The organism is Pseudoxanthomonas sp. GM95 (assembly GCF_900109775.1).
Taxonomy (GTDB): Bacteria; Pseudomonadota; Gammaproteobacteria; order Xanthomonadales; family Xanthomonadaceae; genus Pseudoxanthomonas_A.
Genome location: NZ_FOAX01000001.1, coordinates 642,198 through 667,669, shown reverse-complemented (window position 1 = coordinate 667,669; position 25,472 = coordinate 642,198). Strand labels below are relative to the sequence as shown.

The 25,472-nt window shown below is 60.1% G+C and carries 22 protein-coding genes and 2 tRNA genes; 2 read left to right on the top strand and 22 right to left on the bottom strand.

Features of this window, described 5'->3' with window-relative positions; translation table 11 throughout:
* Window positions 1–11: 11 nt before the first annotated feature.
* The 12 genes from BMZ17_RS03140 to BMZ17_RS03085 form a co-directional block, all read right to left on the bottom strand.
* Window positions 12–410: a TrbC/VirB2 family protein gene (locus BMZ17_RS03140; protein WP_254775170.1), complete on the bottom strand. Its 399-nt coding sequence runs from the start codon at window positions 408–410 to the stop codon at window positions 12–14.
* A 79-nt stretch (window positions 411–489) separates the two neighbouring features.
* Window positions 490–1,353, bottom strand: a complete 864-nt coding sequence (locus BMZ17_RS03135) for a lytic transglycosylase domain-containing protein (RefSeq protein ID WP_175485521.1) — start codon at window positions 1,351–1,353, stop codon at window positions 490–492.
* A gap of 195 nt (window positions 1,354–1,548) precedes the next feature.
* Window positions 1,549–2,610 carry a P-type DNA transfer ATPase VirB11 gene (gene virB11, locus BMZ17_RS03130; protein WP_093135556.1) on the bottom strand — a complete coding sequence of 354 codons (1,062 nt, stop codon included), beginning with the start codon at window positions 2,608–2,610 and terminating at the stop codon, window positions 1,549–1,551.
* Window positions 2,610–3,830 carry a TrbI/VirB10 family protein gene (locus BMZ17_RS03125; RefSeq protein WP_093135551.1) on the bottom strand — a complete coding sequence of 407 codons (1,221 nt, stop codon included), beginning with the start codon at window positions 3,828–3,830 and terminating at the stop codon, window positions 2,610–2,612. Before BMZ17_RS03125 ends, virB11 begins: the two co-directional genes overlap by 1 nt.
* Window positions 3,827–4,609 (bottom strand): TrbG/VirB9 family P-type conjugative transfer protein, encoded by a 783-nt coding sequence (locus tag BMZ17_RS03120; RefSeq protein WP_093135546.1) that lies wholly within the window; start codon window positions 4,607–4,609, stop codon window positions 3,827–3,829. The genes BMZ17_RS03125 and BMZ17_RS03120 overlap by 4 nt, the downstream gene beginning before the upstream one ends.
* Window positions 4,606–5,607 carry a VirB8 family type IV secretion system protein gene (locus tag BMZ17_RS03115; RefSeq protein WP_139202780.1) on the bottom strand — a complete coding sequence of 334 codons (1,002 nt, stop codon included), beginning with the start codon at window positions 5,605–5,607 and terminating at the stop codon, window positions 4,606–4,608. Before BMZ17_RS03115 ends, BMZ17_RS03120 begins: the two co-directional genes overlap by 4 nt.
* On the bottom strand, window positions 5,567–5,959 hold the full coding sequence (locus tag BMZ17_RS03110; RefSeq protein WP_093135539.1) for a hypothetical protein: 393 nt from the start codon (window positions 5,957–5,959) through the stop codon (window positions 5,567–5,569). Before BMZ17_RS03110 ends, BMZ17_RS03115 begins: the two co-directional genes overlap by 41 nt.
* Window positions 5,960–6,427: 468 nt before the next feature.
* Complete coding sequence (locus BMZ17_RS03105; protein ID WP_175485459.1) at window positions 6,428–8,098, bottom strand: type IV secretory system conjugative DNA transfer family protein; 1,671 nt, start codon at window positions 8,096–8,098, stop codon at window positions 6,428–6,430.
* Window positions 8,099–8,144: 46 nt separating this feature from the next.
* Window positions 8,145–8,414, bottom strand: a complete 270-nt coding sequence (locus BMZ17_RS03100) for a hypothetical protein (RefSeq protein ID WP_254775169.1) — start codon at window positions 8,412–8,414, stop codon at window positions 8,145–8,147.
* Window positions 8,415–8,529: 115 nt separating this feature from the next.
* The gene (locus BMZ17_RS03095) at window positions 8,530–9,729 is read right to left on the bottom strand and encodes an aldo/keto reductase (RefSeq protein WP_256371045.1); all 1,200 of its coding nucleotides are present in this window, start codon (window positions 9,727–9,729) and stop codon (window positions 8,530–8,532) included.
* Window positions 9,726–10,721 carry an aldo/keto reductase gene (locus BMZ17_RS03090; RefSeq protein ID WP_093135525.1) on the bottom strand — a complete coding sequence of 332 codons (996 nt, stop codon included), beginning with the start codon at window positions 10,719–10,721 and terminating at the stop codon, window positions 9,726–9,728. The genes BMZ17_RS03095 and BMZ17_RS03090 overlap by 4 nt, the downstream gene beginning before the upstream one ends.
* Window positions 10,718–11,308, bottom strand: a complete 591-nt coding sequence (locus BMZ17_RS03085; RefSeq protein WP_175485458.1) for a flavodoxin — start codon at window positions 11,306–11,308, stop codon at window positions 10,718–10,720. The genes BMZ17_RS03090 and BMZ17_RS03085 overlap by 4 nt, the downstream gene beginning before the upstream one ends.
* Window positions 11,309–11,428: 120 nt before the next feature.
* Between BMZ17_RS03085 and BMZ17_RS03080 the strand changes: the two genes are divergently transcribed.
* Complete coding sequence (locus BMZ17_RS03080; RefSeq protein WP_093135522.1) at window positions 11,429–12,322, top strand: LysR family transcriptional regulator; 894 nt, start codon at window positions 11,429–11,431, stop codon at window positions 12,320–12,322.
* Window positions 12,323–12,594: 272 nt separating this feature from the next.
* On the opposite strand, the gene BMZ17_RS03075 is transcribed toward BMZ17_RS03080, so the two are convergent.
* Window positions 12,595–12,669: transfer RNA gene (locus tag BMZ17_RS03075), tRNA-Val, on the bottom strand.
* Window positions 12,670–12,782: 113 nt separating this feature from the next.
* Entirely contained in the window at window positions 12,783–14,801 is a 2,019-nt protein-coding gene (uvrB, locus tag BMZ17_RS03070; RefSeq protein WP_093135519.1) for an excinuclease ABC subunit UvrB, read from the bottom strand.
* Window positions 14,802–14,959: 158 nt separating this feature from the next.
* Here uvrB and BMZ17_RS03065 point away from each other — a divergent pair, with 158 nt between their 5' ends.
* Window positions 14,960–15,526 carry a GspH/FimT family pseudopilin gene (locus BMZ17_RS03065; RefSeq protein ID WP_175485520.1) on the top strand — a complete coding sequence of 189 codons (567 nt, stop codon included), beginning with the start codon at window positions 14,960–14,962 and terminating at the stop codon, window positions 15,524–15,526.
* Window positions 15,527–15,611: 85 nt separating this feature from the next.
* Here the strand turns inward: BMZ17_RS03065 and BMZ17_RS03060 are convergent.
* The 8 genes from BMZ17_RS03060 to ppnN form a co-directional block, all read right to left on the bottom strand.
* Window positions 15,612–15,688 (bottom strand) — tRNA-Asn (locus tag BMZ17_RS03060).
* 52 nt (window positions 15,689–15,740) lie between these two features.
* Window positions 15,741–16,163 (bottom strand): type IV pilin protein, encoded by a 423-nt coding sequence (locus BMZ17_RS03055; RefSeq protein ID WP_093135511.1) that lies wholly within the window; start codon window positions 16,161–16,163, stop codon window positions 15,741–15,743.
* Window positions 16,164–16,179: 16 nt separating this feature from the next.
* Window positions 16,180–21,030 carry a pilus assembly protein gene (locus BMZ17_RS03050; protein ID WP_093135508.1) on the bottom strand — a complete coding sequence of 1,617 codons (4,851 nt, stop codon included), beginning with the start codon at window positions 21,028–21,030 and terminating at the stop codon, window positions 16,180–16,182.
* A gap of 18 nt (window positions 21,031–21,048) precedes the next feature.
* Complete coding sequence (locus BMZ17_RS03045; RefSeq protein WP_093135503.1) at window positions 21,049–21,522, bottom strand: pilus assembly PilX family protein; 474 nt, start codon at window positions 21,520–21,522, stop codon at window positions 21,049–21,051.
* A 2-nt stretch (window positions 21,523–21,524) separates the two neighbouring features.
* Complete coding sequence (locus tag BMZ17_RS03040) at window positions 21,525–22,751, bottom strand: PilW family protein (RefSeq protein ID WP_093135499.1); 1,227 nt, start codon at window positions 22,749–22,751, stop codon at window positions 21,525–21,527.
* The gene (gene pilV / locus BMZ17_RS03035; RefSeq protein WP_093135496.1) at window positions 22,748–23,224 is read right to left on the bottom strand and encodes a type IV pilus modification protein PilV; all 477 of its coding nucleotides are present in this window, start codon (window positions 23,222–23,224) and stop codon (window positions 22,748–22,750) included. The genes BMZ17_RS03040 and pilV overlap by 4 nt, the downstream gene beginning before the upstream one ends.
* A complete protein-coding gene (locus BMZ17_RS03030) occupies window positions 23,221–23,787 on the bottom strand; it encodes a GspH/FimT family pseudopilin (RefSeq protein WP_093135492.1) in 567 nt (188 codons plus the stop codon). Before BMZ17_RS03030 ends, pilV begins: the two co-directional genes overlap by 4 nt.
* Before the next feature lie 165 nt (window positions 23,788–23,952).
* Window positions 23,953–25,335 carry a nucleotide 5'-monophosphate nucleosidase PpnN gene (ppnN, locus tag BMZ17_RS03025; protein WP_093135488.1) on the bottom strand — a complete coding sequence of 461 codons (1,383 nt, stop codon included), beginning with the start codon at window positions 25,333–25,335 and terminating at the stop codon, window positions 23,953–23,955.
* Window positions 25,336–25,472: the final 137 nt, after the last annotated feature.

The window sequence follows — 25,472 nt, the reverse complement described above, 5'->3', positions numbered from 1 at the left end:
GATTCGATGAACTACTTGCCGAACGGTACGACAATTACGGTGGTGGGTGTACCGCCGCTAGTCGAGCATTTAGCGGAATCCTGCTCCGGCATGACCATCGATGCGATCTGACCCGCTGCACCGATGAGCAATCCGCCGATCAAAATCGGCGCGACATCGGAAATCCGCTTATGTGCGAAGGCAATCTGATATCCCGCAAAGATGACGGCAACAGTTACTACAGCAATCGAGGCCATCGTCAGCAGTCCTTGAATGCTGTCCAAGAAACCGCAAACCTTCTCATCTGCGCCACCATATTCCGTGGCAAATGCCGGCACTACCAGTAGCAGCGCGGTCATTGCTGCCGCAGTCAGAAAAAACTTACGTGTTACGTTGGCCTGCCTTTTTTTACGATTGGTTTGCATCTTCATTTCGTCTCTCCATGGCTCTAGGGTGGTGGGGGAGTGCCTCCCCGTGGATCCGTACCCGCGCCTACGCGGGCACAAAATGCTAAAAGACAAACGCGTTGTCGCCCGCCTGAGTAATTGCTGGGGCACTTCCCGAATCCGTGCCCTGTGAGATTTCTACCGAAGAAGACGGCCTGCTAATGTTTGGCCTAGTCTTTTTCTGCTCCGACGCCGATGAAGCAGGAAATATAGGCCCATTTCTCGTCAGGCGAACCACCCCCTCCGTTTCCGCCATCGATCCTAATTTCGAAGGCGCAGCATTTGCGACTTGTGGGAAAGCCACATTTTGCTCTGCATCGGAGGGCTCTGCCGCCGCAAAAATTTTCTCAGCTGCAGATACGGCAGAGATTGAAAGTTCATGCTGAGCGTTTGAACTCACGATGCGTCGAGAAGCCGAATTCAATTCGGGCGCAACAGGCGCCCGGCGGCTCGCCTGGACCGCAACACTTAGCGGGATGGCGCTGCTGGCCACGTAACTTGACTGCTGGCCTGCCATAGAAGAGAAAATCTTCTGAACATAGCCATGCTGGTAGCCAGTCGTAAAATTCCCCGAATAGTAGCAGCTGAATGCGCTTCCCCAGTCGCCTCTTGCGCGGGCATGGCACTCAGACAGAATCCGCGAGCCCGCACTCAAGTTAGTGCAGCCGTCGAAGGCTTGCGTATAAGTAGTCACGCCGTACTTACTTAAGTTGTATCGATTGACCTGAGCCAAACCGACGGAAAAATTGTATCCGCGGCTTTCAAGCATTTCCGCTGTCGCCACGGCTTCAGCCAAGCTACTGGGCTGGCGAACCAAGCGTCCCCCAACAACCCCGATCGCATAAGGATTAGCCGACGACTCAACCTGCACGATATGGTGCATGACGTCCATCGGAACCGCCAGATTTTGGCATTGCATCATGTCCACTAGGGGAAACATGAGCGCCTCCTTTGCCTACAGGTCGAAACGGAGTCGAATCCGGGATCGGCTTTGCGTCCATCAATGACGGCTTTCGCCCCATCATCAAGCAGGGTGGAAGCCGTGTCAATTCAATCAACGCCACGCTGCGCCAAGCGAAAAATTACGTAGCTCAATAATTGAAACGTGTGACGGAATCGAGTTTTAATCAGAGAAATCACGGTCAGGCGTGAAGTCGATCCCAGTAATGTAGCGCCCTCCAGCATGCGCTTTGATATGCACCACGATATCGATCGTCATCATCAGCAGGCGCTTGATCACGCCGAACTCCAGACCCGAACCTTCCGAAGAAGCCTTCACCATTAGGGCCAACTGATCCCATGTCTGGTTGATGCTACCGGCATGGCAGCTCGTGATCGAACCGGGATGTCCAGAAGCACAGTTCCGAATGAAATAGAACGATTCATCGCCACGTAGCTCGGCCAGGATGATGCGATCAGGCTTCATACGAAGACAGGCCTCCATGCAACTCTTGGCCGTGACATTACTCGTGCTCTGGCCACCCTTCGAGTACAAGAGGTGCACAACATTTGGCTGATCAATAAACAGCTCGCGCGCATCTTCAATGGTGACCAATCGTTCTTCGCGAGGAATGTGGTGAACCAACGCCTTCATGAACGTCGTTTTGCCGCTACCCGTTGCACCGGCGACCACAACGTTTTTCTTATAGAGCACGGCCTTGCGGAAAAATTCCGCATAATTGCGCTGGCGACGAAGTTCAAGCAGCTCCTCATCGTGCGCGCTGAGCGTGACAGCACCTTCTAATATCTGATCGAAAAAGCCTTCCTGCTGGTACTGATCTAACGTGCGTGTTTGATGCGAGGGCAGACGAATCGTGATCGAGACTTTTCCCGGATCACACGCAGGTGGAATAACAAACTGCGCTCGCTGCCCGGTTGGAAACGTCAGTGATACAACCGGATCGGCATCCGTGATGCGCTGACCCGTATTGCTCTCATTGACGACCGCCGTGCAGAACTGACGCGCACGCTCGAAGTTCAGTGATGGGACCTCAATGCGCTGCCAGCCTTCACGTCCTTCTAAATAAAGCTCACCTGGACGATTGATGCATATCTCTGTGACGTCATTCGACGACATGTATTCACGAATACCGAGCACCTCGTACTGATACTCAAGGAATTCATTGGATACCTGGGCCATTGGTCCATCGGTCACACTCGTGTCCATGTGGATCGCCTCAAGCATTACTGGTAGCTAGACAGTACACCGGAGAAGTCGACGTCTTTGGCGACATAAACATTGAGCACGGTACCTTGATTGATGGTGATGGTCGGAGAACGTGCCATCTGCTGACTGATCATCTGCTCAGACAGGCGCTGCATCGTCTTGGCCGTCTCACTCTCATAGGGCTCGATGTACGTCGTGCCGTTGTCGCTGATAGTCGTCCGCTGTGGCCCGTGCTTCTCGCCCTCATATTTGAAAGCATCAGCGATCAGACTAATCATCAGTGCTGAGGTAATCTTGCTAGCCCAGTGGTTATCAAGATCGCCGGGATGTCCAGCGCCACCTAGATTGTCTATCCCGGGGCTGGACATCAATACGTCAAGGCCATTCGGCGTTGTAATTCGATCCCAAATCACAGCGACACGATTCGTCCGCCCGCTGCCACCGGAGTAGCTGCCACTCACTTTCGATCCTTTTGGCAGCAGCAAGCTCTTGCCATTGACCGAGTAAACGGGCTCGGTCACGACACAGCTGGTAAATCCCGAAACATCGGTGACGATGTGAGTTTCCAGCACACATCGGATATAGGTGCCTCTCAGTAGCAGCGTATCCGGCTTCTGAAGATAGCTAGCGAACGATGTGTCTGCGAGCTGAGCCTGGATTGGCGGCTGCGCACCGGGCTCAGCCGTTCTCGCGATCTGGGCCCCGGCACCCTCGGGACCACCCATGCCGGGACCGCCCGCACCTGCGCCGAAAGTGCCACTTCCGCTATCTGAAATACGTCTATCGATCAGCGATGGACCTGTCGGACGTTGCTGTCGCCGCACATCCGCGAGACTTTCCCGGCCGTATTCTTGGGGCTCTTCCAATGGGAGCGGAGCCACTGGGACAGGCTCAGGCGCGGCGGCTGGTAACGCGGGTTCAACCTGCGGAGCATCGGGCACGATCGGCCGCTCAGCACGCGCCTGTCGCGTGTTGTTAGCCTGCTTGTCGCCAGAATTGAACATCTTGAGGAACAACGCTGCCATCACCAGGATCAACAGTAGAGTCGCTCCCAGAAACAACAGGGCACGGCGATTCAGTCTCTGGCCTTCCTCGGCACGAAGGCTCGGCGCCCCGGCATCAAGGTCATCAACCTCGGCATGCCTGGACGAAGCGAAATACGGATTGCCTCGCTCTTCTGGAATATCCCCGGAATCCGCGTTGTCCCGATGCTCTGGCGGGATCGTGTTCTGGCTCATTTCTGCTCGTTCCTCCGCAGCCCGACGACGTTCAATCCATGACGGATCACCAGATATGGATAGGTGCCGTGAACGACGATAGTGTTCTTGTCGACCGTGGTATTGACCACGAAGTCTTCGCTATGGGCTTCCTGCCTGCCATAAACGGTCGGGAAATTCCCGCTCGGAAAGCTCACGCCATCATTCATTTTGATATAGGTAAAGCGGCCGTCGTCGTACACGGTCATTGGAATCAGCCACTGCGCCTTGCTCCGCGTCGCGTAGGAGTAGTCGTAGTAGTAGCGACGCGCCTTGTCGATGCCCAAATCGAGCTGTGCCGGCGGATCACTCTTGGGAGATGAATCCGCAACTGCAGTCGTCGAGAATTGCGTGTCAGGAGAATAGATAAAGCTGATCTTGTACTGCACGCCGGCGGCCCGCGCCTGGTCCAGCGCTTTCCAGTCCGTCGCAACGACCTTTAGTTCGAAGATGTACGAATGCGTGGCCGTACGCACCATCATGTTCGTATCGACGTCCGTATTCTTCGGCTTTAGATAGAACACGTTTTCACGCCGTGACAGCTCCCATCCGCTGCTGAACCCCGTGCTGTAGTCGAGGATCTTCTCGTTAGGACTCAACTCGATCTGTGTCGTGATGCCGAGACCTGTGCGCACTTGATAAATAGCATCTGGCTTGTACTCGTAGCGATCAATCACCTGAGCAGCCACGGGAAGCGCCACTAGCAGGCTCAGCAGAAGAAGAATGGCCGGCAACACGCCGGTGGGACGCGGCGCACTCATTGCGAATTAACTCCGTTTGGTTCAATCGTTGATGGCTGTGGAGGCACGACTACCGAATCTGAGGGCAGGGCAGCAGGATCAGCGGCCTCTGCCTGAGGAGGTGATACTTGCGCCGTGCCCCCATCCGGCGGCGCGACCATGGTTTCCACAATCGGCAAACTCGCAGCATCGGCGTCGACGCGATAGGTCGTTACCTGAAATCCGAGCGGATTCAACACCCGATCCTGATCTTCAAATCTCAAATTACTCTTGTAGCCATAATCGATTGTCGCCAGCTTGTTGTCGATCGGGATGGTTGCGCCATTCTTCTTGTCATACTTGAGACGCTGGAATCGTACCGTTGCGCCGCGAAATCCTTTTCCATCGGGTGTTCTGACGAGAACCGTGCTGAGAATCCGCACGCGAACGGAGGCCAAGCGCCCAAATTGACTCAGTGGGCTGCTCGGGTTGTTTTTAGATACTTGGAGGCGATACGCAGCGGCAACATCGGGTGCAGATGTCACATGCGTTTGCCGCCAGCCACCGAGTGGCGTCCCGTGTAAATCAGGGTCGTAGGACTCCCGTGCCATTACGTAACGTTCGACGTTTGCGCGGTTGATGGCTTCGTTTGCAGTGATGGTCTTGTCCAGCACGTCAGACACCAGACGGCTAGCCTGCACGTTGCCGGTATAAGGATCCGCCATCACCAGAAAAGGCGTGCGCTCCTTGAGCGGAAGCAGCATGAAGTAGCCACCGGCGAGCACCAGCGACAACACGATGGCGCCTGTCGCGACCTGCCAAGCGCGTTTTTCGCTGCGCTTGGCCATGTCGGCGATGGTGAGCTCGTAGTTCACCGCCTTCTGGATCGCCGCTTTGACCTTGGGCGTCTCTTCTTTCTTTCTGGAAATCATGCAGGAACGCAGTGCCTGTCGAGAGTTGACGAGATCGGCGCGGATATCGGCACCGATGGCGGACGCATTACGGCGTTGAAGCTGGTGCAGATGCTGCGGCGGGCACAACCGTGATCTTGTTCCCCACCACACTCACCGCGACGCCACGCGGCGCGTACGCGCTGCTCAGCTGTGCAGCGGCGTCGTGGATATTGGTGGTGTCGATCTGAGAGACCGGGCCGAACAAAGTGAAGTCCGAGCCGAAGCGATAGTCCAGCTCCATGCCGCTGTCCTTGGCCCAGCGCGTCAGCATCGTCTTCAGCGTGCCGTCCATGGGCGAGGCCTGGAAGATGTAGGTGCTCGACAGCGGGATCTCGATCGGGGTTTCGGAGTAGTTATTGATCGGGCGCCATTTACCTCGAAAATCCGGCGCAGGCGTGGTGCCGCAGGCGGAAAGCACGAGGCTCAACAAGCCCAGCATCGAAGAGATTTTGACGACGTTCCGCTGCCTCACGCGCAACCACTCCTGAAATAGATGTCGAACAACTCGCAGGCGGGCAGCACGAAGGCCCACCATCGATATGACGGGACTTAATATTCGGGAAAGAAGCAATAAGCGCCGCGCCGGCAGGCGCGCGCATTCGAATATTTCAATTGGGCTGCGGCAGATCCTGACTCGGATACGCAACCGTTGGCACGCGGCTTATTCCGGCGTGTCTGACGAAGAAAATCCCCTGACCTCACTTGCATGCCTCCTTGCCTGCATCGACGGTTGGCGTCCTACGGCGCACAAGCCGTGATCTCCCCGGAAAGAACGCAATCCGGGCGCCCCTGTTGAGCAAAGCTAACGTGCCAGTCATGACACGGTCAAGTATTCAGCGTGGCGTCACGTAACCTTCACGTAAAAACTTGAATTACGGCGGCACAAATATGAATGCGGTCACGGTTATCACACCGAGATGCGACTGATCTCGACTTTGTCCAAGAGCCTGGCGGTGAAGTAGCGATCCTTGTAGTACTTGATCTTCTCGCACTTCACTGGATGCGCGATGCCTTCGTAGAGGAAGACTTCCTGGTCGAAGCCCATCGCCTTGAGCTCCTGCGGCAGCATCAGGGCGCGACGTTCCTCGGAGATGCTGCGGGTGACATCCCGGCCACGCGTGACATTGCGCTTCTTAAAGGTCGTATAGCCGAGCATCTCTGAGTAATCGTTAGCGTCCTGCTGCTCGCGCGGCGCGTAGATGATCTGCAGCGCGTGGTTGGTGATGATCGTGCGTGAGACATCCTTGCCGTAGGTCGCATCCAGCTGGGCCATCGACTGGATGATCGGCAGCAAGCGGATGTTGTAGCCGGCCATGTACGACACTGCTGAAGCGATGATGTCGACCTTGCCGATGGCGGTGAATTCGTCCATCAGCAGCAGACACTGGTACTTGAGTTCGGGATTGGTCTTGGGCAGCTCGCGCGTGTTGAGGTTGATGATCTGGCTGAAGAACAAGTTGATGATCAATCGGCTCTCGGCCAGCTTGTTGGGCTGGATTCCGATGTAGATGCTCATCTTCTTCTTGCGCAGATCGGTCAGCAGGAAGTCGTCCTCAGACGTGGCCGCATCCAGCACCGGATTGATCCAGGCGTTGAGCGGCTCCTTCAGCGTACCCATGATCGAGGCGAAGGTTTCATCGGCCTGCGAGAGCATGTTGGAAAAAGCCGAGCGCGCGTTGTCGCTGAGGAACTTGCGTGAGGCAAGGCCACGCAGATACGCCTTCAACTCGGTGCCATCGCCCGAGGACAGGCGATAGATGCGCCCCAGCGTCGGCGCCCCGGAGGAAAACGGAAAGCCGGTGGCGACTTCGTCATCCCGATTTTCGAACAGGAACAGGGCGAAGGCCATGAACGCATTGCGCGCCTGGCTGACCCAGAATTTCTGGTCGTCGGAGCCATCCGGATACAGCATCGCGGCAATGCTCATCAGATCCGACACGCGGAACGCGGGATCGGCCGAGACGTAAGTCAGCGGATTCCAGCGATGCGTGCGGCGGTCTTCGGCGAAGGGATTGAACAGGAAGACCTCCTGCCCCTGCGCCTTGCGCCAGCCGCTGGTGAGGTCGAAGTTTTCCTGCTTGATATCCAGCACCACGACCGATTCGGCGTACTCAAGCAGGTTGGGAATCACGATGCCCACGCCCTTGCCCGAGCGCGTCGGTGCGGCGAGGATCACGAACTGCTGGCCAGGCAACCTCACCAGCTTGCCGCCGAACTTGCCGACGATAATGCCGTTGTCGGCCGGCTTGAGCATGTTGTGCTTGTTAAGATCACCGGATGTCGCAAAGCGCGCATCGCCATGCAGTGATTTCTTCTTCGGCTTGAGCACCAGCGCCAGCAGCAGCACGTACACCACCAGCACCACGCCGAAGCCGATGTAGCCGGCCGCCTTGATCTTCTTCGCATACGGCTGGTAGCGCGGATCGCCCAGCGCCTGTACGTACTGAATGTAGGTATTCCAGTCCAGCGACGCCTTGACCTTGATCAGCGCCATCGTCGCGTATCCGGACAGGTAGAGTCCTGCCACCAGCGCTAACGCCGTCACCACGACGACGAACGCAATCTTCCCCTTGGTCAAGCGCATTCCTCCTTGAGGCCGCGCCCAGCCGGGCGCGACACGAATATCAGCGAATCAGTTTGGCGGCCTTGCGCCGCACGGACTTGCGGCGGCGCGGCCGGGCATCGTCATTGCGCGTGGGCTGCTCATCCTCCAGCAGCTGCTCCATATACAGGCGCGCCTCTTCGAGCGAAGGCTCATCGCGCAGCTTGGCACCGGAATCGGTCACCACCGCGTAGCCGATCACCTCATCCGGTGCATAGGCGGGATCGGAATCGCGGGTCAGGGCCACCACCTGGTAGCCGTGCTTCTGCAGAATCGTGTGGCGGTACTCCATACGGCGTTCCCTCACCGGTCAGACGGGCTGATCGTAAGCCAAACAGCCAACGACCGTCACCTTCAGGGATGACAGACCGACCCGCCATGCTGTTGATCAGTCAGTGCGCGCGTGCTCAAGGACGCAGCGGTGCCTCGACGCCGGAATAGGCCAGCACCTGATCGGGCAGACGCGCGCCACGCACGTCGATCGCCGCCACGCCTGCGTTCAGGGCTTGAAGCTCATCCGGCGTGAGGCGTAGGGTTGCGGCCGCCATGTTCTCCTGCAGATGCGCCATCTGCGTAGTACCGGGGATCGGCACGATCCAGGGGCGTTGGGCCAGCAACCAGGCCAGTGCGATCGCGGCCGGCGTGACCTGCTTGCGCAGTGCCCAGCCCTTCAACAACGCGACCAACGCGAGATTCGCCGGTAGATTGTCGGGGGCGAAGCGTGATTCCACCTTGCGGATATCGCCATCGGCGAAGCGCGTGTTGGCGTCAATCGCACCGGTGAGGAACCCCACACCCAGCGGGCTCCAGGGCACGAAGCCGATCTGCAGTTCCTCGCACAGCGCCAGCACCTCCTGCTCCGGTCCGCGCCACAGCATCGAATACTCGCTCTGCACCGCGCTCAACGGCAGTGCCGCATGTGCGCGTCGTAGCGTCTTGAGGCCCATTTCGCACAGCCCCCAGTGCAGCACCTTGCCCTGCGCCTTGAGATCCGCGACTGCGCCGGCGACGTCTTCGATCGGTACCTGCGGATCAACACGATGCTGGTACAGCAGGTCGATGCGATCGGTGCGCAAGCGCTTGAGCATGCCGTCCACCGCCTGTTTGATGTGCTCGGGACGACTGTTCAAGCCAGGACGGCGCGCGCCGGTTTCCAGGTCGATGTTCCAGCCAAACTTGCTGGCGATCACCATCTGGTCGCGGAACGGCGCGACGCCTTCGCCCAGGATGCGTTCGACCTCGTGCGGGCCGTAGGCTTCGGCTGCGTCGTAGAACGTGAGCCCCTGATCGAACGCGGCGCGGATGATCCTGTGCATCTCCGCACGATTGGGCACGGTGGTCTGGTAAGTGCGGCTCATGTTCTGCACGCCCAACCCCAGACTGGAGACTTCCAGCGTGCCGAGCTTGCGACGCTGGCCATCGAGCACGCGCGTGGCGTTGGCGACTTGGCCTTGCCTGCCTTCACCCATCGCACTGGGCATGAAAGGCGCCGCGGCGAGCGCGGCACCTGCCATCAGCAAGCGCCGCCGCTCGGGGTGGATCGGGGTCGTGGTTGCCGCTGGCAGGTCTTCGCGCGAGTCCGTGTCGCGCAGGTCGGGCGCCCTCATCGGCCGGTCATCTTCAAGGCGGCCTCGGGCAGACGTTCGCCTTGGATCTGGATGTTGGCGACGGCCTCAGCCATCTGGGCCAGCTCGTCCGCGTTGAGTTCCAGATCTACTGCGCCGAGGTTTTCTTCGAGGCGATACAGCTTGGTGGTGCCGGGGATCGGCACGATCCAGGACCGCTTGGTCAGCAACCAGGCAAGCGCCACCTGCGCCGGCGTGGCGCCCTTATGACTCGCCACGTCCTGAATCAGCGCAACCAATGCGGCATTGGCTTGGCGCGCCTCTACCGAAAAACGCGGCACCGCATTGCGGAAATCGCTCGGATCGAACTGCGTGCTCGCATCGATCTTACCGGTCAGAAAGCCAGCGCCCAGCGGGCTGAAAGGCACGAAGCCGATCTCCAACTCCTCCAAGACGCCCAGCAATTCGACCTCCGGCCCGCGCCAGAACAGCGAGTATTCGCTCTGCACCGCAGCCACCGGCAGCACCGCGTGCGCGCGTCGGATCGTGTGTACGCCCGCCTCGGACAGGCCGTAATGCAGCACCTTGCCAGCGTCGATCAAGTCCTTGATCGCGCCGGCCACGTCTTCAATCGGCACCGCCGGATCGACCCGATGCTGATAGAGCAAGTCGATGTGATCGGTGCGCAGACGGCGCAGGCTGCCTTCCACCGCCGCCTTGATGTGATCGGGATGGCTGTTGGTGCCACTGCCACGCTGGCCAGTTTTCGGATCGATGTCGAAGCCGAACTTGGTGGCGATGACCACCTGTTCGCGGATCGGCGCCAAGGCCTCGCCCAGCAGCGATTCGTTCTCGAATGGGCCGTAGGCTTCGGCCGTGTCGAAGAACGTTACGCCACGCTCGAACGCCGATCGCATCAGCGCGATCATCGCGTCCTTGTCTGCGGCCGGACCGTAGCCCGAACTCATGCTCATGCAGCCCAGGCCAAGGACGGAGACTTTCAGCTGGCGGCTTCCGAGGGTGCGGGACTTCATGACGTGGTGCTCCGTTGTGGGGTCAGCCAATCATTGACGCGCTCCATGGTCTGGCGCTCCTGATCGGCCTGCATCGAAAAAGGCGATCCGAACCTGGCTTGCGGGGCCAGCCTGCGTAGCACCGCCTGGCTGTCGCCCAAGCCGTAACCGCCATGGGTGATGAAGGGCACGACCTGCTTGCCGGCCAGGTCATGCGCCTTGAGGAAGCCCTTGATCACCGGCGGCGCGGTCGTGCCCCAGATCGGAAAGCCCAGGTACACCGTGTCGTAGGGGGCCAGATGGGCCACCGTCGCGCGCAACGGTCGTGCGGCATCACGATCGCGCTCCTGGCGCGCTTCCTCGACCGTGGCCAGATATTCGTCTGGATAAGCCGTGGCAGGCACGATCTCGAACAGATCGGCCTGGAACGCACGCTGCAGCAGTCCGGCGATCACCCGCGTATTGCCCGAGCGCGAGAAGTACGCGACCAGCACCTTGCTGCCTGGCGCAGCGACCGCCCGCGGCGCAGACGGACTCGCGGCGGCGCTGCCCAAGGGCAGGCTGGCCAGCGCAGCGATGACCGTACGGCGTGTCACGTCAGGGGGCATGGCGATCACCTGTTGGCGGAGGAAGGCCCGGCCCGCACCTTCGGGATCACCACGCTATCGCGCACTCGCTTATGACACTAGCTGCCATAATCGGAATTGCCTTATACCCTGGACGCATCAATGTCGGCCGAGTCGTATGACCAGCTCGCGCAGTTCTTCGTGGTGGCCAAGGAGCGTAGCTTCACCCGCGCCGCGGCCAAGCTCGGCATGTCGCAGCCGGCCCTGAGCCGCGCGATGCGCAACCTGGAGCAACGCCTGGGCGTACGCCTGCTCGCCCGTACCACGCGCAGCGTCTCGCCGACCGAAGCCGGCACGCGCCTGCTCAGCGTGGTGGCGCCCCGCTTCGAGGAGATCAATCACGAACTGGGCCTGCTCAGCGAGTTCCGCGAGCGCCCCGCCGGCAAACTGCGCATCACCGCTGGCGAGCACGCCGCCCTGACCGTGCTGCAGCCGGTGCTGGCCAAGCTGCTCCCGGATCACCCTGACCTCAGCATTGAGATCATCGTCGACTACGGCCTGACCGACATCGTCGCCGAAGGCTACGATGCCGGCATTCGCCTGGGCGAACAGGTGGCCAAGGACATGGTCGCGGTGCGCGTGGCGCCGGACATGCGCATGACCGTGGTCGCCTCGCCCGACTACTTCAAGCGCCACGGCAAGCCCACCACGCCACGCGCGCTGACCGGGCACAACTGCATCGCCGTGCGCCTACCCACTTACGGCGGTCTGTTCCCGTGGGAGTTCGAGAAGAACGGCGAGGAGCTGAAGGTCCGGGTCGAGGGTCAACTGGTCTTCAACAACATCGCCCTGCGGATGAACGCCGCGCTCAACGGCCTGGGTCTGGCCTACATGCCCGAGGATCTGGTGCGCGAGCACATCGCCGCGCGCCGCCTGGTCCGCGTGCTCGCCGACTGGTGCCCGCCCTTCGCCGGCTACCACCTCTATTACCCGAGCCGGCGGCACAGCTCGCCCGCGTTCGCCCTGCTGCGCGATGCGCTGCGGATGGATGCCTGAAGCGACGCGAACGCGAGTGGGCCCTCGGTAGAAGCGCCCCACTCCGCTGCTTGGGCTCGAACACGCAAAGGGAGCGACATCGCCATCTTGGCACGTGACCAGTGCTCGATACCCCACGCCGCAGGCCGCGCGCCCATTGATCAGAAACGCCCACAGCAAAACACCCCCGGTCAGGAGGGTGTCTTCCTCATGCTGTTCCGTGCGTTGATGTGGTCGTGGTCACGACCTGGCCTCTTTCGAAGGCCGGCCATCTGATCCTGCGAGGAACCAGATGGTGGGCGGTACAGGGTTCGAACCTGTGACCCCTACCATGTCAAGGTAGTGCTCTACCGCTGAGCTAACCGCCCGTAGCAACTTGCGTTGTCGACGCCCCGTTGCGGGGGCGCGCATCATAACACCCGGATTCGCCGACGGGAACCGATCGGCGCATCTTTTCTCACCCGTTCAGCGCCGCGCGCGCTCAGACCACCAAGCTGGCCGTCTTGAGCTTCTGGATTTCGTCGCGCAGGCGCGCGGCGTCCTCAAACTCCAGGTCGCGCGCGTGCTGGTACATCTTGGTCTCCAGCGCCTTGAGCTTGGCCGCGATCTGCGGCTGACTGAGCGCGCTGTAGTCCTCGGCCGGCTCGGCCACGCGGCGGCCCTTGCCGCGCTTGGGCGCCTCGTCATTGGCCGCATCGCGCGCGCCTTCCAGCACGTCCACGATCGGCCGCGCGACCGACTTGGGCACGATGCCGTGGGCGGTGTTGTATTCGACCTGCTTCTCGCGGCGGCGGTCGGTCTCGTCGATGGCCGCCTGCATGGAGCGGGTCATCCGATCCGCATACAGGATCGCCTTGCCGCGCAGGTTGCGCGCGGCGCGGCCGATGGTCTGGATCAGCGAGCCGGTCGAACGCAGGAAGCCTTCCTTGTCCGCGTCCAGGATCGCCACCAGCGACACCTCGGGCATGTCCAGGCCTTCGCGCAGCAGGTTGATGCCCACCAGCACGTCGAACTTGCCCAGGCGCAGGTCGCGGATGATCTCCACGCGCTCGACCGTGTCCACGTCCGAGTGCAGGTAGCGCACCTTGATGCCGTGCTCGCCCAGATATTCGGTCAGGTTCTCGGCCATGCGCTTGGTCAGCGTGGTGACCAGCACGCGGTCGCCCCAGCCGATCCGCTCGTTGATCTGCGACAGCAGGTCGTCGACCTGAGTGCCGACCGGACGGATTTCGACCACCGGATCGATCAGGCCGGTCGGGCGCACTACCAGCTCGGTGATCTCGCCATCGGACTCGCGCAGCTCGTAAGGACCGGGCGTGGCCGAGACATAGATGCTGCGCGGCGAGCGCGCTTCCCATTCCTCGAACCGCAGCGGCCGGTTGTCCAGCGCCGACGGCAGGCGGAAGCCGAATTCCACCAACGTTTCCTTGCGCGAACGGTCGCCCTTGTACATGGCGCCAATCTGCGGAATGGTCACGTGCGACTCGTCGATCACCAGCAGCGCGTCGGCCGGCAGGTAATCGAACAGGGTCGGCGGCGGCTCGCCAGCGGCCTTGCCGGTCAGATGCCGCGAGTAGTTCTCGATGCCGGAGCAGAAGCCCACCTCGGCCATCATCTCCAGGTCGAACTGGGTACGCTGCGCCAGGCGCTGCGCCTCGACCAGCTTGTTCTGCTGGTACAGCTGTTCCAGCCGCTCCTTCAGCTCGATCTTGATGGTGTCCACGGCCGAGAGCACGCGTTCGCGCGTGGTGGCGTAGTGGGTCTTGGGATAGATGGTGAAACGCGGCACCTTGCGGATGGTTTCGCCGGTCAGCGGATCGAACAGGGTCAGGTTCTCGACCTCGCCGTCGAACAGCTCGATGCGCAGGGCTTCCACGTCGTTTTCGGCCGGGTGCACGTCGATCACCTCGCCGCGCACGCGGAACGCGCCGCGCTGCAGCTCGTACTCGTTGCGCGTGTACTGCAGCTGGGTCAGGTGGCGGATCAGCTCGCGCTGGTCGATGTGCTCGCCGCGCGAGAGGATCAGGCGCAGCGACAGGTAATCCTCGGGTGCTCCCAGGCCGTAGATCGCCGAGACGGTAGCCACCACGATCGCATCGCGCCGCGACAGCAGGGTCTTGGTCGCCGCCAGGCGCATCTGCTCGATGTGCTCGTTGATCGAGCTGTCCTTCTCGATGAAGGTATCCGAAGCGGCCACGTAGGCCTCGGGCTGGTAGTAGTCGTAGTAGCTGACGAAGTACTCGACTGCGTTGTTCGGGAAGAACGACTTGAACTCGCCATACAGCTGCGCCGCAAGCGTCTTGTTGGGCGCCATGATCAGGGTCGGCTTCTGGATCCGCTCGATCACGTTGGCGATCGTGTAGGTCTTACCCGAACCGGTCACGCCCAGCAGGGTCTGCTTGGCCAGGCCGGACTCGAAATTCTCGGTCAGCTTTTCAATCGCGGCGGGCTGGTCGCCCGCGGGCGAATACGGGGAAACAAGCTGGAATTGGTCAGTCATGGGGCCTGCCTGGAGAGCGTCAAAAAGTATAGCGCCGCCTTGGATGACGGCCTGGTGCGGAGAATTCCTACAGCGCGCCGTGGCGCCTGGCGATGTTGGCGCGATCAGCAAATCTGGAAGCTGGTCACACCCCAACCGCACGGACAAAGGATTGCCCGATGGACGCCAAGCTCCCGCAGATCGCCTCGCCCGCCACGTCCCGCCGCAGGATCGCCGGTTTCAGCCTGATCGAGGCCACCGTGGTCATGGCCGTGGCCAGCATCGGGCTGGCGGTCGGCCTGCCTTCCTACAGCAGCGTGATCCAGCACCAGCGCGAGAGCGCTGCGACCAACCTGCTGAGCTCGTTCATGGCCTCCGCGCGCAGCACCGCGGTCACCTATCACATGCCCACCGTGGTGTGCCCGAACGACGGCAACAATCAATGTCGGGACGACAGTGACTGGACGCAAGGCTGGATCATGTTCTACGACGCCAACGGCAACCATCGCCCGGATGGCCCGGACGATCTGCTCCGGGTCGAAGCCGGCCCGCGCGATCCCGGCCTGCGCATCATCTCCACCAGCGGCCGGCCGCGCGTCACCTTCTTGCCCAGCGGCAGCGCCGGCGGCAGCAACCTCACCATCCGCCTGTGCCGCGATCAGCACGCCCGGGCGGCGGTGATCGTGAACCGCAGCGGCCGCACCCGCGTCGAGAAGCCGGACAATTCGGACGGCTGCCAGGCTTGAAGAGGCGCCAGCCATCTTCGCCCTTGCGGCCGGAAACGGAGAAAAGCAAAGGCCTGCATCGCTGCAGGCCTTTGCTTGTGTACTTTGGCGCCCGAAGTTGGACTCGAACCAACGACCCCCTGATTAACAGTCAAGTGCTCTAACCGGCTGAGCTATTCGGGCGGGGTGCGCATTCTAATCCGCCGCGCCTGCATTGATCAAGTGGTTTCCTGAGTCAAAAGCAATTTGGGTTGGAGGCGCCTCCAGCAGTGCGGACATTTGCTTGATTGATCGTCAAAGTACCGCAAGTGTCTCTGTTCTGGCCGCCCGCAGTCTGCGGCGTGGCAGTGATGGTGAATGTATTGGGTGTCGCTGCACTAGTGGTCAAGGTCAGGTTGTAGTAAGCGGTGGCACTGGTCTCCCTTGGCGATTTGGTAACCGGCAATGCGAAACCGAAATACGTGTTCTGCGTTGTATGAAAACGCTCAGCCAACTGCACGTACTCCACAAGATCTGCCTTGGCCTGGCCACGGCGCGATTTGCGCACCGCATCCTGATAGGACGGATAAGCGATGGCAGCTAGGATCGCCACGACCGCCACGACGATCATCAATTCGATCAAAGTGAAGCCGCCCACCTGATGCTTCAAAGAATTCATCCGCACTTCCCTTCTCCTATCGAATCTGTCGCCACGACTGCCGTCCACATGGACGTGGCAAATATAGCGGTGCAGCACCAACAGCTTTCAACACCAACGTGCACTGCTGCGCCGCCAACCCCGCATCCAGTGATGTGCCGAACACACATCCTGGGTCGCCCGATTTACACACAGTCGCGCCGCCGCTCTGTGGCACCAAGATACTTGTAGTACGCACAGGTGTACTGGACTGATCGCTCGCATTCAAGGCAATCGCACCGCAGTTAGCGGTACAGACCGAGGTACCTCCCGGTGTAAGTGTCAGTCCCGACATGTCCCCCCCGCCTGTCAACAAATCAAGACCGTAGAGCCAGTTGAACCCACCTCCACTCCCGCAATCCACCCCACCCGGAGCAAAAGTCGTGAAGAACACTTTGCCATTCTGGATACGTGGCGTACCAAAGAACCTTTCACCGTAATAATTAATCGCGGTGGCGCCCGATCCGGACACCGTTGGCAAGCTCAAGTCGACATACCATCCTCTTGCAGATGCATAGTTGACAGCGCCATTGCTCACATTGCGCGTAGTCACTCCGGTGCTGGTCGTTCCCGTAGACAGCACCTGGGCGACTAGCGAGGCACGCCCATTCGTCGCAGCTGCAGTACCGGTCGCGGTGCCGATCCGCGTGCCATCGAGCTTGTCCCAGACACCGTAAAGGCTTTGGACTGCACGACTCGCGGTATTGGCTTGCGCATTGTCGCCTTCCACAAAGTATCTTCCGGTACCGAAGTAAACACTCACGCCCCCACTGGGACCACTCGCGACTTCGATACCACCAGTGATTGGCTGGGGGATCGCGGGATTGCTTCCTGACGCTGGAATGACCGCGGTGAACAACGGCGCGCCACCGAAAGAAATCTGCCAGCTGCTTGGATTGGCGTTGGATAGGTCAAACTTCCACACGTTACCCTGCAGATCACCACCATAGACCGTATCTACCAGCCCGTTCGCGTTGACCGTCGCGATGCCCGTGGCATTCATCAGACCGTTCTGGATTGCATAAGATGCCGGCGTCGGCTTCAGCACCGCCAAACGCTGGCCGCTAGCGGCGTCGACCACGAACAGCGCCGGGAAACCACTGCTTGAGTTGGGGCCATTACCGAAGATCGCAACCCAACGTGGGCCATTGACTGCAACGCCCCCGATCGTGGCGGTCACATTGACAGGCACGATGAGCGGCTTGCCCATCACGTTACCTAGATCCGCGTTCTGCCCTGTCCCGGTGCCGCCCACCATCTCCCACAGCACGCTCGTGGCGGAAAAACCTCCCGGCTGAGTGACATCCAGCCCGAAGACCGACTTGGCACCACCACTGGACTGACCATTAGACGAACCAGCACCCGTGCTGCCGACCAAAACCGTGCGCCAAGTACCTGTCGCGGTGGTCGCGATATCCCCGACGGTCAACAGGCCGTCCACGTAGTACTCGTGACTGTAATTCGGGTCCGCCAGATCGTACATGTGCGAGCGCGAGGTTGAGGGAATAAATGCAAAACGCTCCGCACCTGTGCTGCCATTGAAGGCATGCAACATGCCATCGTTAGCTCCGACAAAAACAGTAGGCGTGGCGTAGTACGCACTCCCCTTTTTGGTATCAAGATAGGTCGAATAGCTGGCCGCCAGCGCTTGTTGGGCAGTTGAAGTTAGATTCGACCATCCACCGTAACCGTAGTCATCGCGGAATGTCACAATTTCCGGCGACGAGTTGACGATGTCACCAAGAATCGAGGTGCGGCTCCTGAGCGTGCCGCTATTGCGAATCTCGTTCGCAGCGTTTCCGCGAAGGTAAGCCACCAAGGCGTTGCCTAAAGAGCTGCCGTCGGCATCCAGATTGAGGAACGTGGCCAACTTGCTGACCCAGGTCGGAAGGCCCTGTGCACCAAAAATTATCCCACCCCAGGACGCGGTCGATGGCGCCCCAAGGTTCTGGATTCTTTCGGAAAAGTTACATGTTGATCCAGTCGTACAGAGATTTGCCCAAGAAAACTGCGCAGCAGCCGCAGCTGTGGTGACGGCGCCACCTGTTGCGTAAGCCGTCGGCGTCTTATTGAAATAAATCGAACGCGCTGCCTCGAGGGGCATCGCCGTAGTGGCATCCCACTGCTGGGCGCCTGTTGCCCCGGTAGCGGTCTGGACAGCAGACCCTCGCACTGCACCGATCCAGTCGTTGGAATTGTCCGGCACGCTGAAGGTAGTCTCGACCGACAAAGAGCTGCCTGTGATCCGCGCACCTGACGTCGCGCCCGCGGTAGGCGTCGCTGTTCCCAAAGCCCCCTGGAAGATCTGACCAAGCTGGGTCTGCAGATCGGCCGGATTGCGTGCCAAGAAATAGTTATCCGGCGTCGTACTGTCCCGCGAATTCCACTCACCATCGTCCGGAACGTTGGCAGTGCCACCATTCGCATCCACGAAGCCACCATACTTTGCCGCATACCAAAGCGGCGACTGGAGCAATCCGGTATCGCCCGCACCAGGTGTGAACTTGTACACAAGCGGACGAGTCCAGCTACCCGGGTTGCCTGTGGTCGGGTTACCAGTCGCAGTTAACACAGACCCGTCCGTGCCGCCCGGGCGCAGCGCTGCACGGTAAGTATCGTCCGTGGTCGAGCCGGTGATCGTAAAGCCGCCGAGCATGGCGTTGCCCGCGTAGGCAGACAGGGTCTCGATACGAACCAGGACCTCGCCGCTACCAACCTGGGGAGTGCCGGTTGCAGAACAGGCGGCTACAGGCGTGGAATTGCCAAGATTCGCATTCCAGCAGATGTTGTGACCACCAGTCTGATCGGAACAAGCGGCGCCGACGCAATACGTCACCATGCCCACCAGGTCGTTGTCGTGGTCATTGCCCCAGAGCGAGTCCTCCCACACAAGCGAGAAGCTGGCGGCCACCAGATTGGTACCGTTATACCTAAGATCGCGACCATAAATATTGTATGGCGAGACCTGGGAAGTCTTGGTGCCGACGCCAACCGCACCGAGCGAGCACGTACGCCAGCCCGTACCGGACGGCTGAGCGCTGCCACTGTTGTTGGCCTGGCACAACGGCGACAGGGTCATGGACGCAGCCCCAACCGGAATGCGGAAGCTCGGCAGCCCCTCAAACGCGACGCCATAGGTAGTGACGGTGTTTGTTCGACCTGAGGGCCGTCCTGTCGGCACGCTTGCGGCCCGAACATCAGACGTGTGTGCGCCGTAGGCGATACCGGCCATCAGATAACTGCCTTCTACAGACGGCGCATCCGGGCAGATACCACGCACCAGTCCTAGTTGGCTCACAGAAAAAGATTTGCAGGTGTCCTCGTGCGTATTGAGCGTGTAGTCGCCAGCAGGCGTCGCGGTCGTACGCCCGGCAAAGTAATTTGCGCCCGTTATACCCTCCAGACCTCCCACGGTATTGGTCAGCGTGGTTGGATTACCTGCCGCCGTGGTGCCAACTTCATCGCTATCGAAAGACACCGAGCCCGAGGAAAGCACGAGAATGCTGCACTTAGCGCAGTAGGAATTGCCGCCACTGGCCTTGACACGATAAGGATCCTGCCAAGCAGGCGAAGGCATCCCCAACAATTCACCAGTATTATTAAATGTCGCGCTACCGCCCGAGATATAGCGCACTGCCTCGGCATACATTTCGGCCAGCGGATTGCCCCAAGCCGAACACAATTGCCCGTTTGTAGGCGAGCCTGGATTGTTCAGGTGCTGATTGCTCTGACGATTGAGGATGCTGTAAGTATTGCAGTCAGACCAGACGCTGCCAGTCCATCCATTGATCTGGAAACGATCAATCGTATTGATGATGCCTTCGGTTCCAGAACCCTGATTACAAAGAGTGCCATTGTTGAGGTTGATCTCATCGCCTGTAGTACAAGCGGTGCCGGTGCTATTTCCTGCGATGCGACCGATGTTGCGCCTCAGGACGCCACCGCTGCGTGGACTGCTGTACGTGCCGCTCATCAGGCCAAATCGCAGCTGACCGCTCTCACCATACTGCTGAAGTAGACCAGCGGGGCGATAGTATGTATTGGTTCCGTCCGAATAACTGCGGCAAAAGCTCTCGCGATTATCTGCGCCAGTACTCGTACAAACGTTCACTCGCACGATGTAGTCGTTTGTGTTGCTGGCACTGGGCCTGTCACCACTACCCGTCGCGCACTGCGTGGTGCCGGTCGAAGCCCATTCGGTATAGGTTCCGGTTGCCACACGCATCAGAGGCGCACCGCCTACTGTTGTTGTTGCATTACAAAAGGACAGACTGGAACCTGAAGTACCTGCAAGATTGCCGATATCGCTGCCGCTGTAGGTCTTGACCCAGGCGTGCAAGTCGCTGGGAATTGTCGCGCGCTCAAGCGTGGTCGAACCATTGGCTTCTGCATATCGCTTGCCGCCATAGAGCACAAAGCGCAGCACATCCAGGCGCGACATGGTGATCCAGTTCAGGAAATTTCCGGACCATCGCGAACCGTTGCAGTAATGCTTATTGTCGCCAGTGGCGATCGCATTGTTGTTGCCTGGCATCGAAAACGTGCCGTTACTGTAGGTGTAACAACGGTTAGGATCGAAGTAACCCGAGTAGCTGAAGGCATCCTGATAGGTCGTGTCGAGCACCTGGTCGCCATTCAGGTCTGTGTAGTCGGCATACGCCTTATTGAATAGCTGCTCGTCACGCGACATCACCAGCATCATCAACGGCGGCTGAGACTGCCCCAAGTAAAGCGGCGTCTGCGCAATCGCATAATCGGCAGGCGCGCTCTTAATATTCAAGCTGGACACCACGGCCCAGATCAATATCGACAACACGGCGGAAATTTTCAGACCACGACTCAAGGACATGATGGAATCCTCCCTGGCTCAGGGAATGAAAACAGTATCAATGACGGCAGATGCGCCAGGATTGGCAGCATCGTCGATATCAAGCGAGGTAATCTCGTAGATGTTGCCTGTGTCCTCGCTCAGTTTTTCGCCGATCTTCAGGCTTGAAGCAGGGAAACAGCGATCAAGCCGGCGGGTATAGCTGGCGGTATCGGTCGCGATTCCGTCCGCCCAAGTGGCCGGATCAAAGGATGGCGAGCACACTTCCTGATTCGAGACATATGCGTTCCCAGCATTGACCGCGACCTGGATCAACGTCTCAACATTGCGGGCGCGAGCCTCTGCATTCTGGAATGCAAGATTGGTATTGCGATAGTTTCCGGACATCTTCTCCTGCAGGCTCGTGACCTGCATACCGGCGATGCCGATCATGGCAAGCAAAATCAACATAACCAGTGCCACATAGAGCACTGCACCGCGCTGTCGATCCATTGATTGCATGGTGTTCCGCATGATCAACCTCCAAACAGTCGATTGCGCAATGCAACGGTGGTCTGGTAAACAGAGCGATAGCGGCCATCCGCCGGGACCGTGACCTGAGTGCCCTGCACTACCGGCATCGCTGCCGGCGCAGCTGCGGCCGCACGATCTGGACTGACCATCAACAATCCAATCTGCACCGCGCCAACACGCTTCCAAGCGGCGGCGGCGGCAGGTGCCGCAGCATCGCTTGAAGACGGGTCTATCCCCGTACCGCCTGTCAGGCCTGCCGTCGCAACCTGATCGATGTATCCAGTCGGAGCAAGCGTTACCGTGACCTGACGATCCCTGGCAAACAGCAGCTGCATGTTCTCCACGCCATCGACAAGGTCCTCTACCGTGTAGGCCACAGCAGCACCGCCCGGCGCAACGTCGAACCGCACCCGTCGCAGAGCAGGGCGATTCGTCGCACTGCTCAAGCCTACGTAATAGATCACGCTTTCGGCACGGTAAATCATGGATTGTCCGGCCGTATAGACAGCAGGAAACGTCAGAGCATTCAGCGGTGCGCTTGCACTCGCGATAACGCCACCTGTCGTACTGTTCGCCTCGAACACCGTCGCATTCAAACAGTCCGCGACGCCGAACAAGCCTGGGTTAGTAACCCCAGTCCTCAATACGTCCCACCGGCTCGTATTGAAACTTAAAGATGGCGCGGTTCCATCTCCCGACACTGCAGTTACCGGGATGCCCTCTGGGCGCAGAAAGCGAAGCACAAGGATGTCGCTGCCTTGCACCCGATCCGCAATGGCCGTTGCAAGGGTTGTCGGCAAGCTCGGACTCCAGCCGGATCCACCAGTGGCTGGCGTTGCCGCAATGGTGATGCCGGATCCACCCGGCGCAGAGTTGGTAGCCTCATATCCTTGGATTGCGACATCAAATCGCAATGCGGGATGTACACCGGCGCCTGTTCCAAAAGCGGTTGTGTAGGTGTTGACGGAGGACAGCGCGTGCGCCTCGTCATTCACACAGCCAGAGTGTCCTGCCATGCGGATATCCCGCTGAAGGAAATCCACAGCAAAGCGGCCGTCTTCTTGCGTGCGCGCCAAACCTTCCGAAAGCTGGTACGCCGTACGTGAGGCAGAAAAGATCTGGATCAACCCCAACAGCAAAAGCAGGCCGATCGTAAGTGCAACCATGATCTCGATCAGCGTCAGGCCTTGCTGACGGCGCACATTCAAAAGCTTCCCGCGAGAGGTCATAGCCGTGTCGTCGCCTGGAATGCAGTGAGCGCACTAGGATCTGTCCAACGACTATCCCCCCATGACACCGAAACCGTCAGGATGCGGCTTGTCGTATCGAACGCAGCAACAGCGGTAGCGCCATCACCAAGTGCCGCACCAGCCCGGCACTGCCATGCACTCTTGAACGTCGTCGGGGTCAGAGTGCCTGTCAAGCCTGAGCCGTAAACGGCGGCGCACCCGCTGGTCGTCGCTGTATAGGTCCCGACATAAGACGACACGGAGACCTTGTTGGCGCGGACCTGATCCATGATCTCGTATCCCAGATTCGTTGCCTGAGTACGATAGTTAGCGCTTTCAACGAACCGGACATTCATCGCCTGTAGCATTGCAAATCCAAGCAAGCCAAAAGCGAGCACCACCAGTGCAATCAGCACTTCGATCAGCGTGAAGCCCTGTGAACTGCGTATCGTGATATTCACCGCGCGCTTCATGGACACGCTCCATTGATCTTGGTCAGTTGGCCAGTACTGTTGACCAACAGCGACCTCACAAGCTGCTGCCCACTCGGGCATGGCCTACTGGTCAGGGTGAGCGTTGCGGTACCACCAAAATTACCCCCACTACTGCCATAGGGCTGTAGACGACCGCGCGCGTCAAAAAGCAAACGAGCAGGCGTCCCTGCGCTGCCTGTTACGGCCGCGGTCATGTTGGCGGCAGTCAATGGCGAATAATTGAGTACAGCTTCGCCTGTGTTTTTGGCGCCATCACGGTTGGTGTCTTGCCACACCAGAAAGCCGCCCGTCCACGTTCCGTCTGCAGCGCAAGCAGCGCCATCAGTGCTCCCACAGATCCCTGTGGCACGCGTCGTCTTGATGGCATCGCTCCGCGCCAGCGCGATTGCAGCGATGAACTGGTTGGAGGTCGTCGCAAGCCGATTCGAACGCATCGTGGACTGGAAGCTTGGGAGCGCCAAACTCAGGAGGATGGCCGCGATTGCAATCGCGACCATCAGCTCCAGCAGCGTGAAGCCTTGCGTTGTCGAACGACGGTCCATCCCCTACCTCACCATCCCCATTGCGGCAGACGGAGCATAGGCCTGCGCCACATGCCGACACATGGCGGCACGATGGGCGGTCGGTTCAGGCGGACGAGCGCGCGATCCGGGGCTCGGAAGCAGCTTGGCCGGACGCCGCGAAGGGCGTCCGAGAGCAGCGAAGGGTCAGGTCACAACCCGATAGCAGGGCTTGTAGTCGCCGGCGATCTTCATGCGGCGCTGGGCGACGAAGGCCTGCAGCAGAGCGTCCAGGGCGGCCATGATGTCGGGGTCGCCATGGATTTCGAAGGGACCGAATTCCTCGATCCGGCGCATGCCGTCTTCCTTCACGTTGCCGGCGACGATGCCGGAGAACGCGCGGCGCAGGTCGGCGGCGATGGCGTGCGGGGCGCGGCCGTGGTGCAGGTCGAGCTGGGCCATCGCTTCGTGTGTGGGCACGAAGGGCTGCTGGAAGGCCAGCGGGATGTCGATCGACCAGTTGAAGTAATACGCATCCTTGGCTGCCTTGCGGTGCTCGCGCACCTTGGTGATGCCAGCCTTCATCGCCTGCGAGACCGCAACGGGATCGCCGATGATGATCTGGTAGCGCGAGGCGGCCGCCTCGCCCAGGGTCATGCGGATGAAGTGGTCGATCTGTTCGAAGTAAGGCGCCGCCACGACCGGACCGGTGAGGATCAGTGGGAACGGCAGTGCGGCATTCTCTTCGCGCAGCAGGATGCCGAGCAGGTAGAGGATCTCCTCGGCCGTGCCGACGCCGCCGGGGAATACGATGATGCCGTGGCCGATACGGACGAAGGCCTCCAGGCGCTTCTCGATGTCCGGCATGATCACCAGGTGGTTGACGATTGGATTGGGCGACTCGGCCGCGATGATGCCTGGCTCGGTCACGCCGATGTAGCGCACCTGCTTCTGGCGCTGCTTGGCATGCGCGATGGTCGCGCCCTTCATCGGCCCCTTCATCGCGCCCGGGCCACAGCCGGTGCAGATGTCCATGCCGCGCAGGCCCAGCTCGTAGCCGACTTCCTTGGTGTAGAGGTATTCCTCGCGCGAAATCGAATGCCCACCCCAGCACACCACCAGGTTCGGCTCTGACGGCTTGAGGATGCGCGCGTTACGCAGCTGGCCGAACACCGCATCGGTGATGCCCGGCGAGGTTTCAAGATCGGCGGCGTATTCCTCGCCCAGCTCAATAGCCATGTAAGCCAGGTCGCGGACCACGGCGAACAGCAGTTCGGCCACGCCGCGGATGATCTCGCCATCGACGAAGGCCATCGCCGGCGCATTGACCAGCTCGATGCGCACGCCGCGATCACGCTGCAGGACCTGGATGTCGAAATCGGGGTACAGGTCGCGCGCCGCGCGCGGGTCGTCCGAGGCGCTACCACTGGTCAGCACCGCCAGCGCGCAACGGCGCAGCAGATCGTGCATACCGCCAGCCGAAGCATCGCGCAGGCGCGCCACTTCAGTCCGCGACAACACGTCCAGTCCACCACGCGGGTAGATCCGCGTGCTCACCACCGGCAGCGCCCTGCTTGCCACTTCACTCATCACTTCTTTCCTGCTGATCCGTCTGTTTGACGGGTGACTGTAACGCAGCCCACGCGGCCGGGGTATGGCAGCGAACAGGCAAAAAAAAAACGGCCGGGTTGCCCCGGCCGTTTCCATATAACATCGCGCCGCTTTCA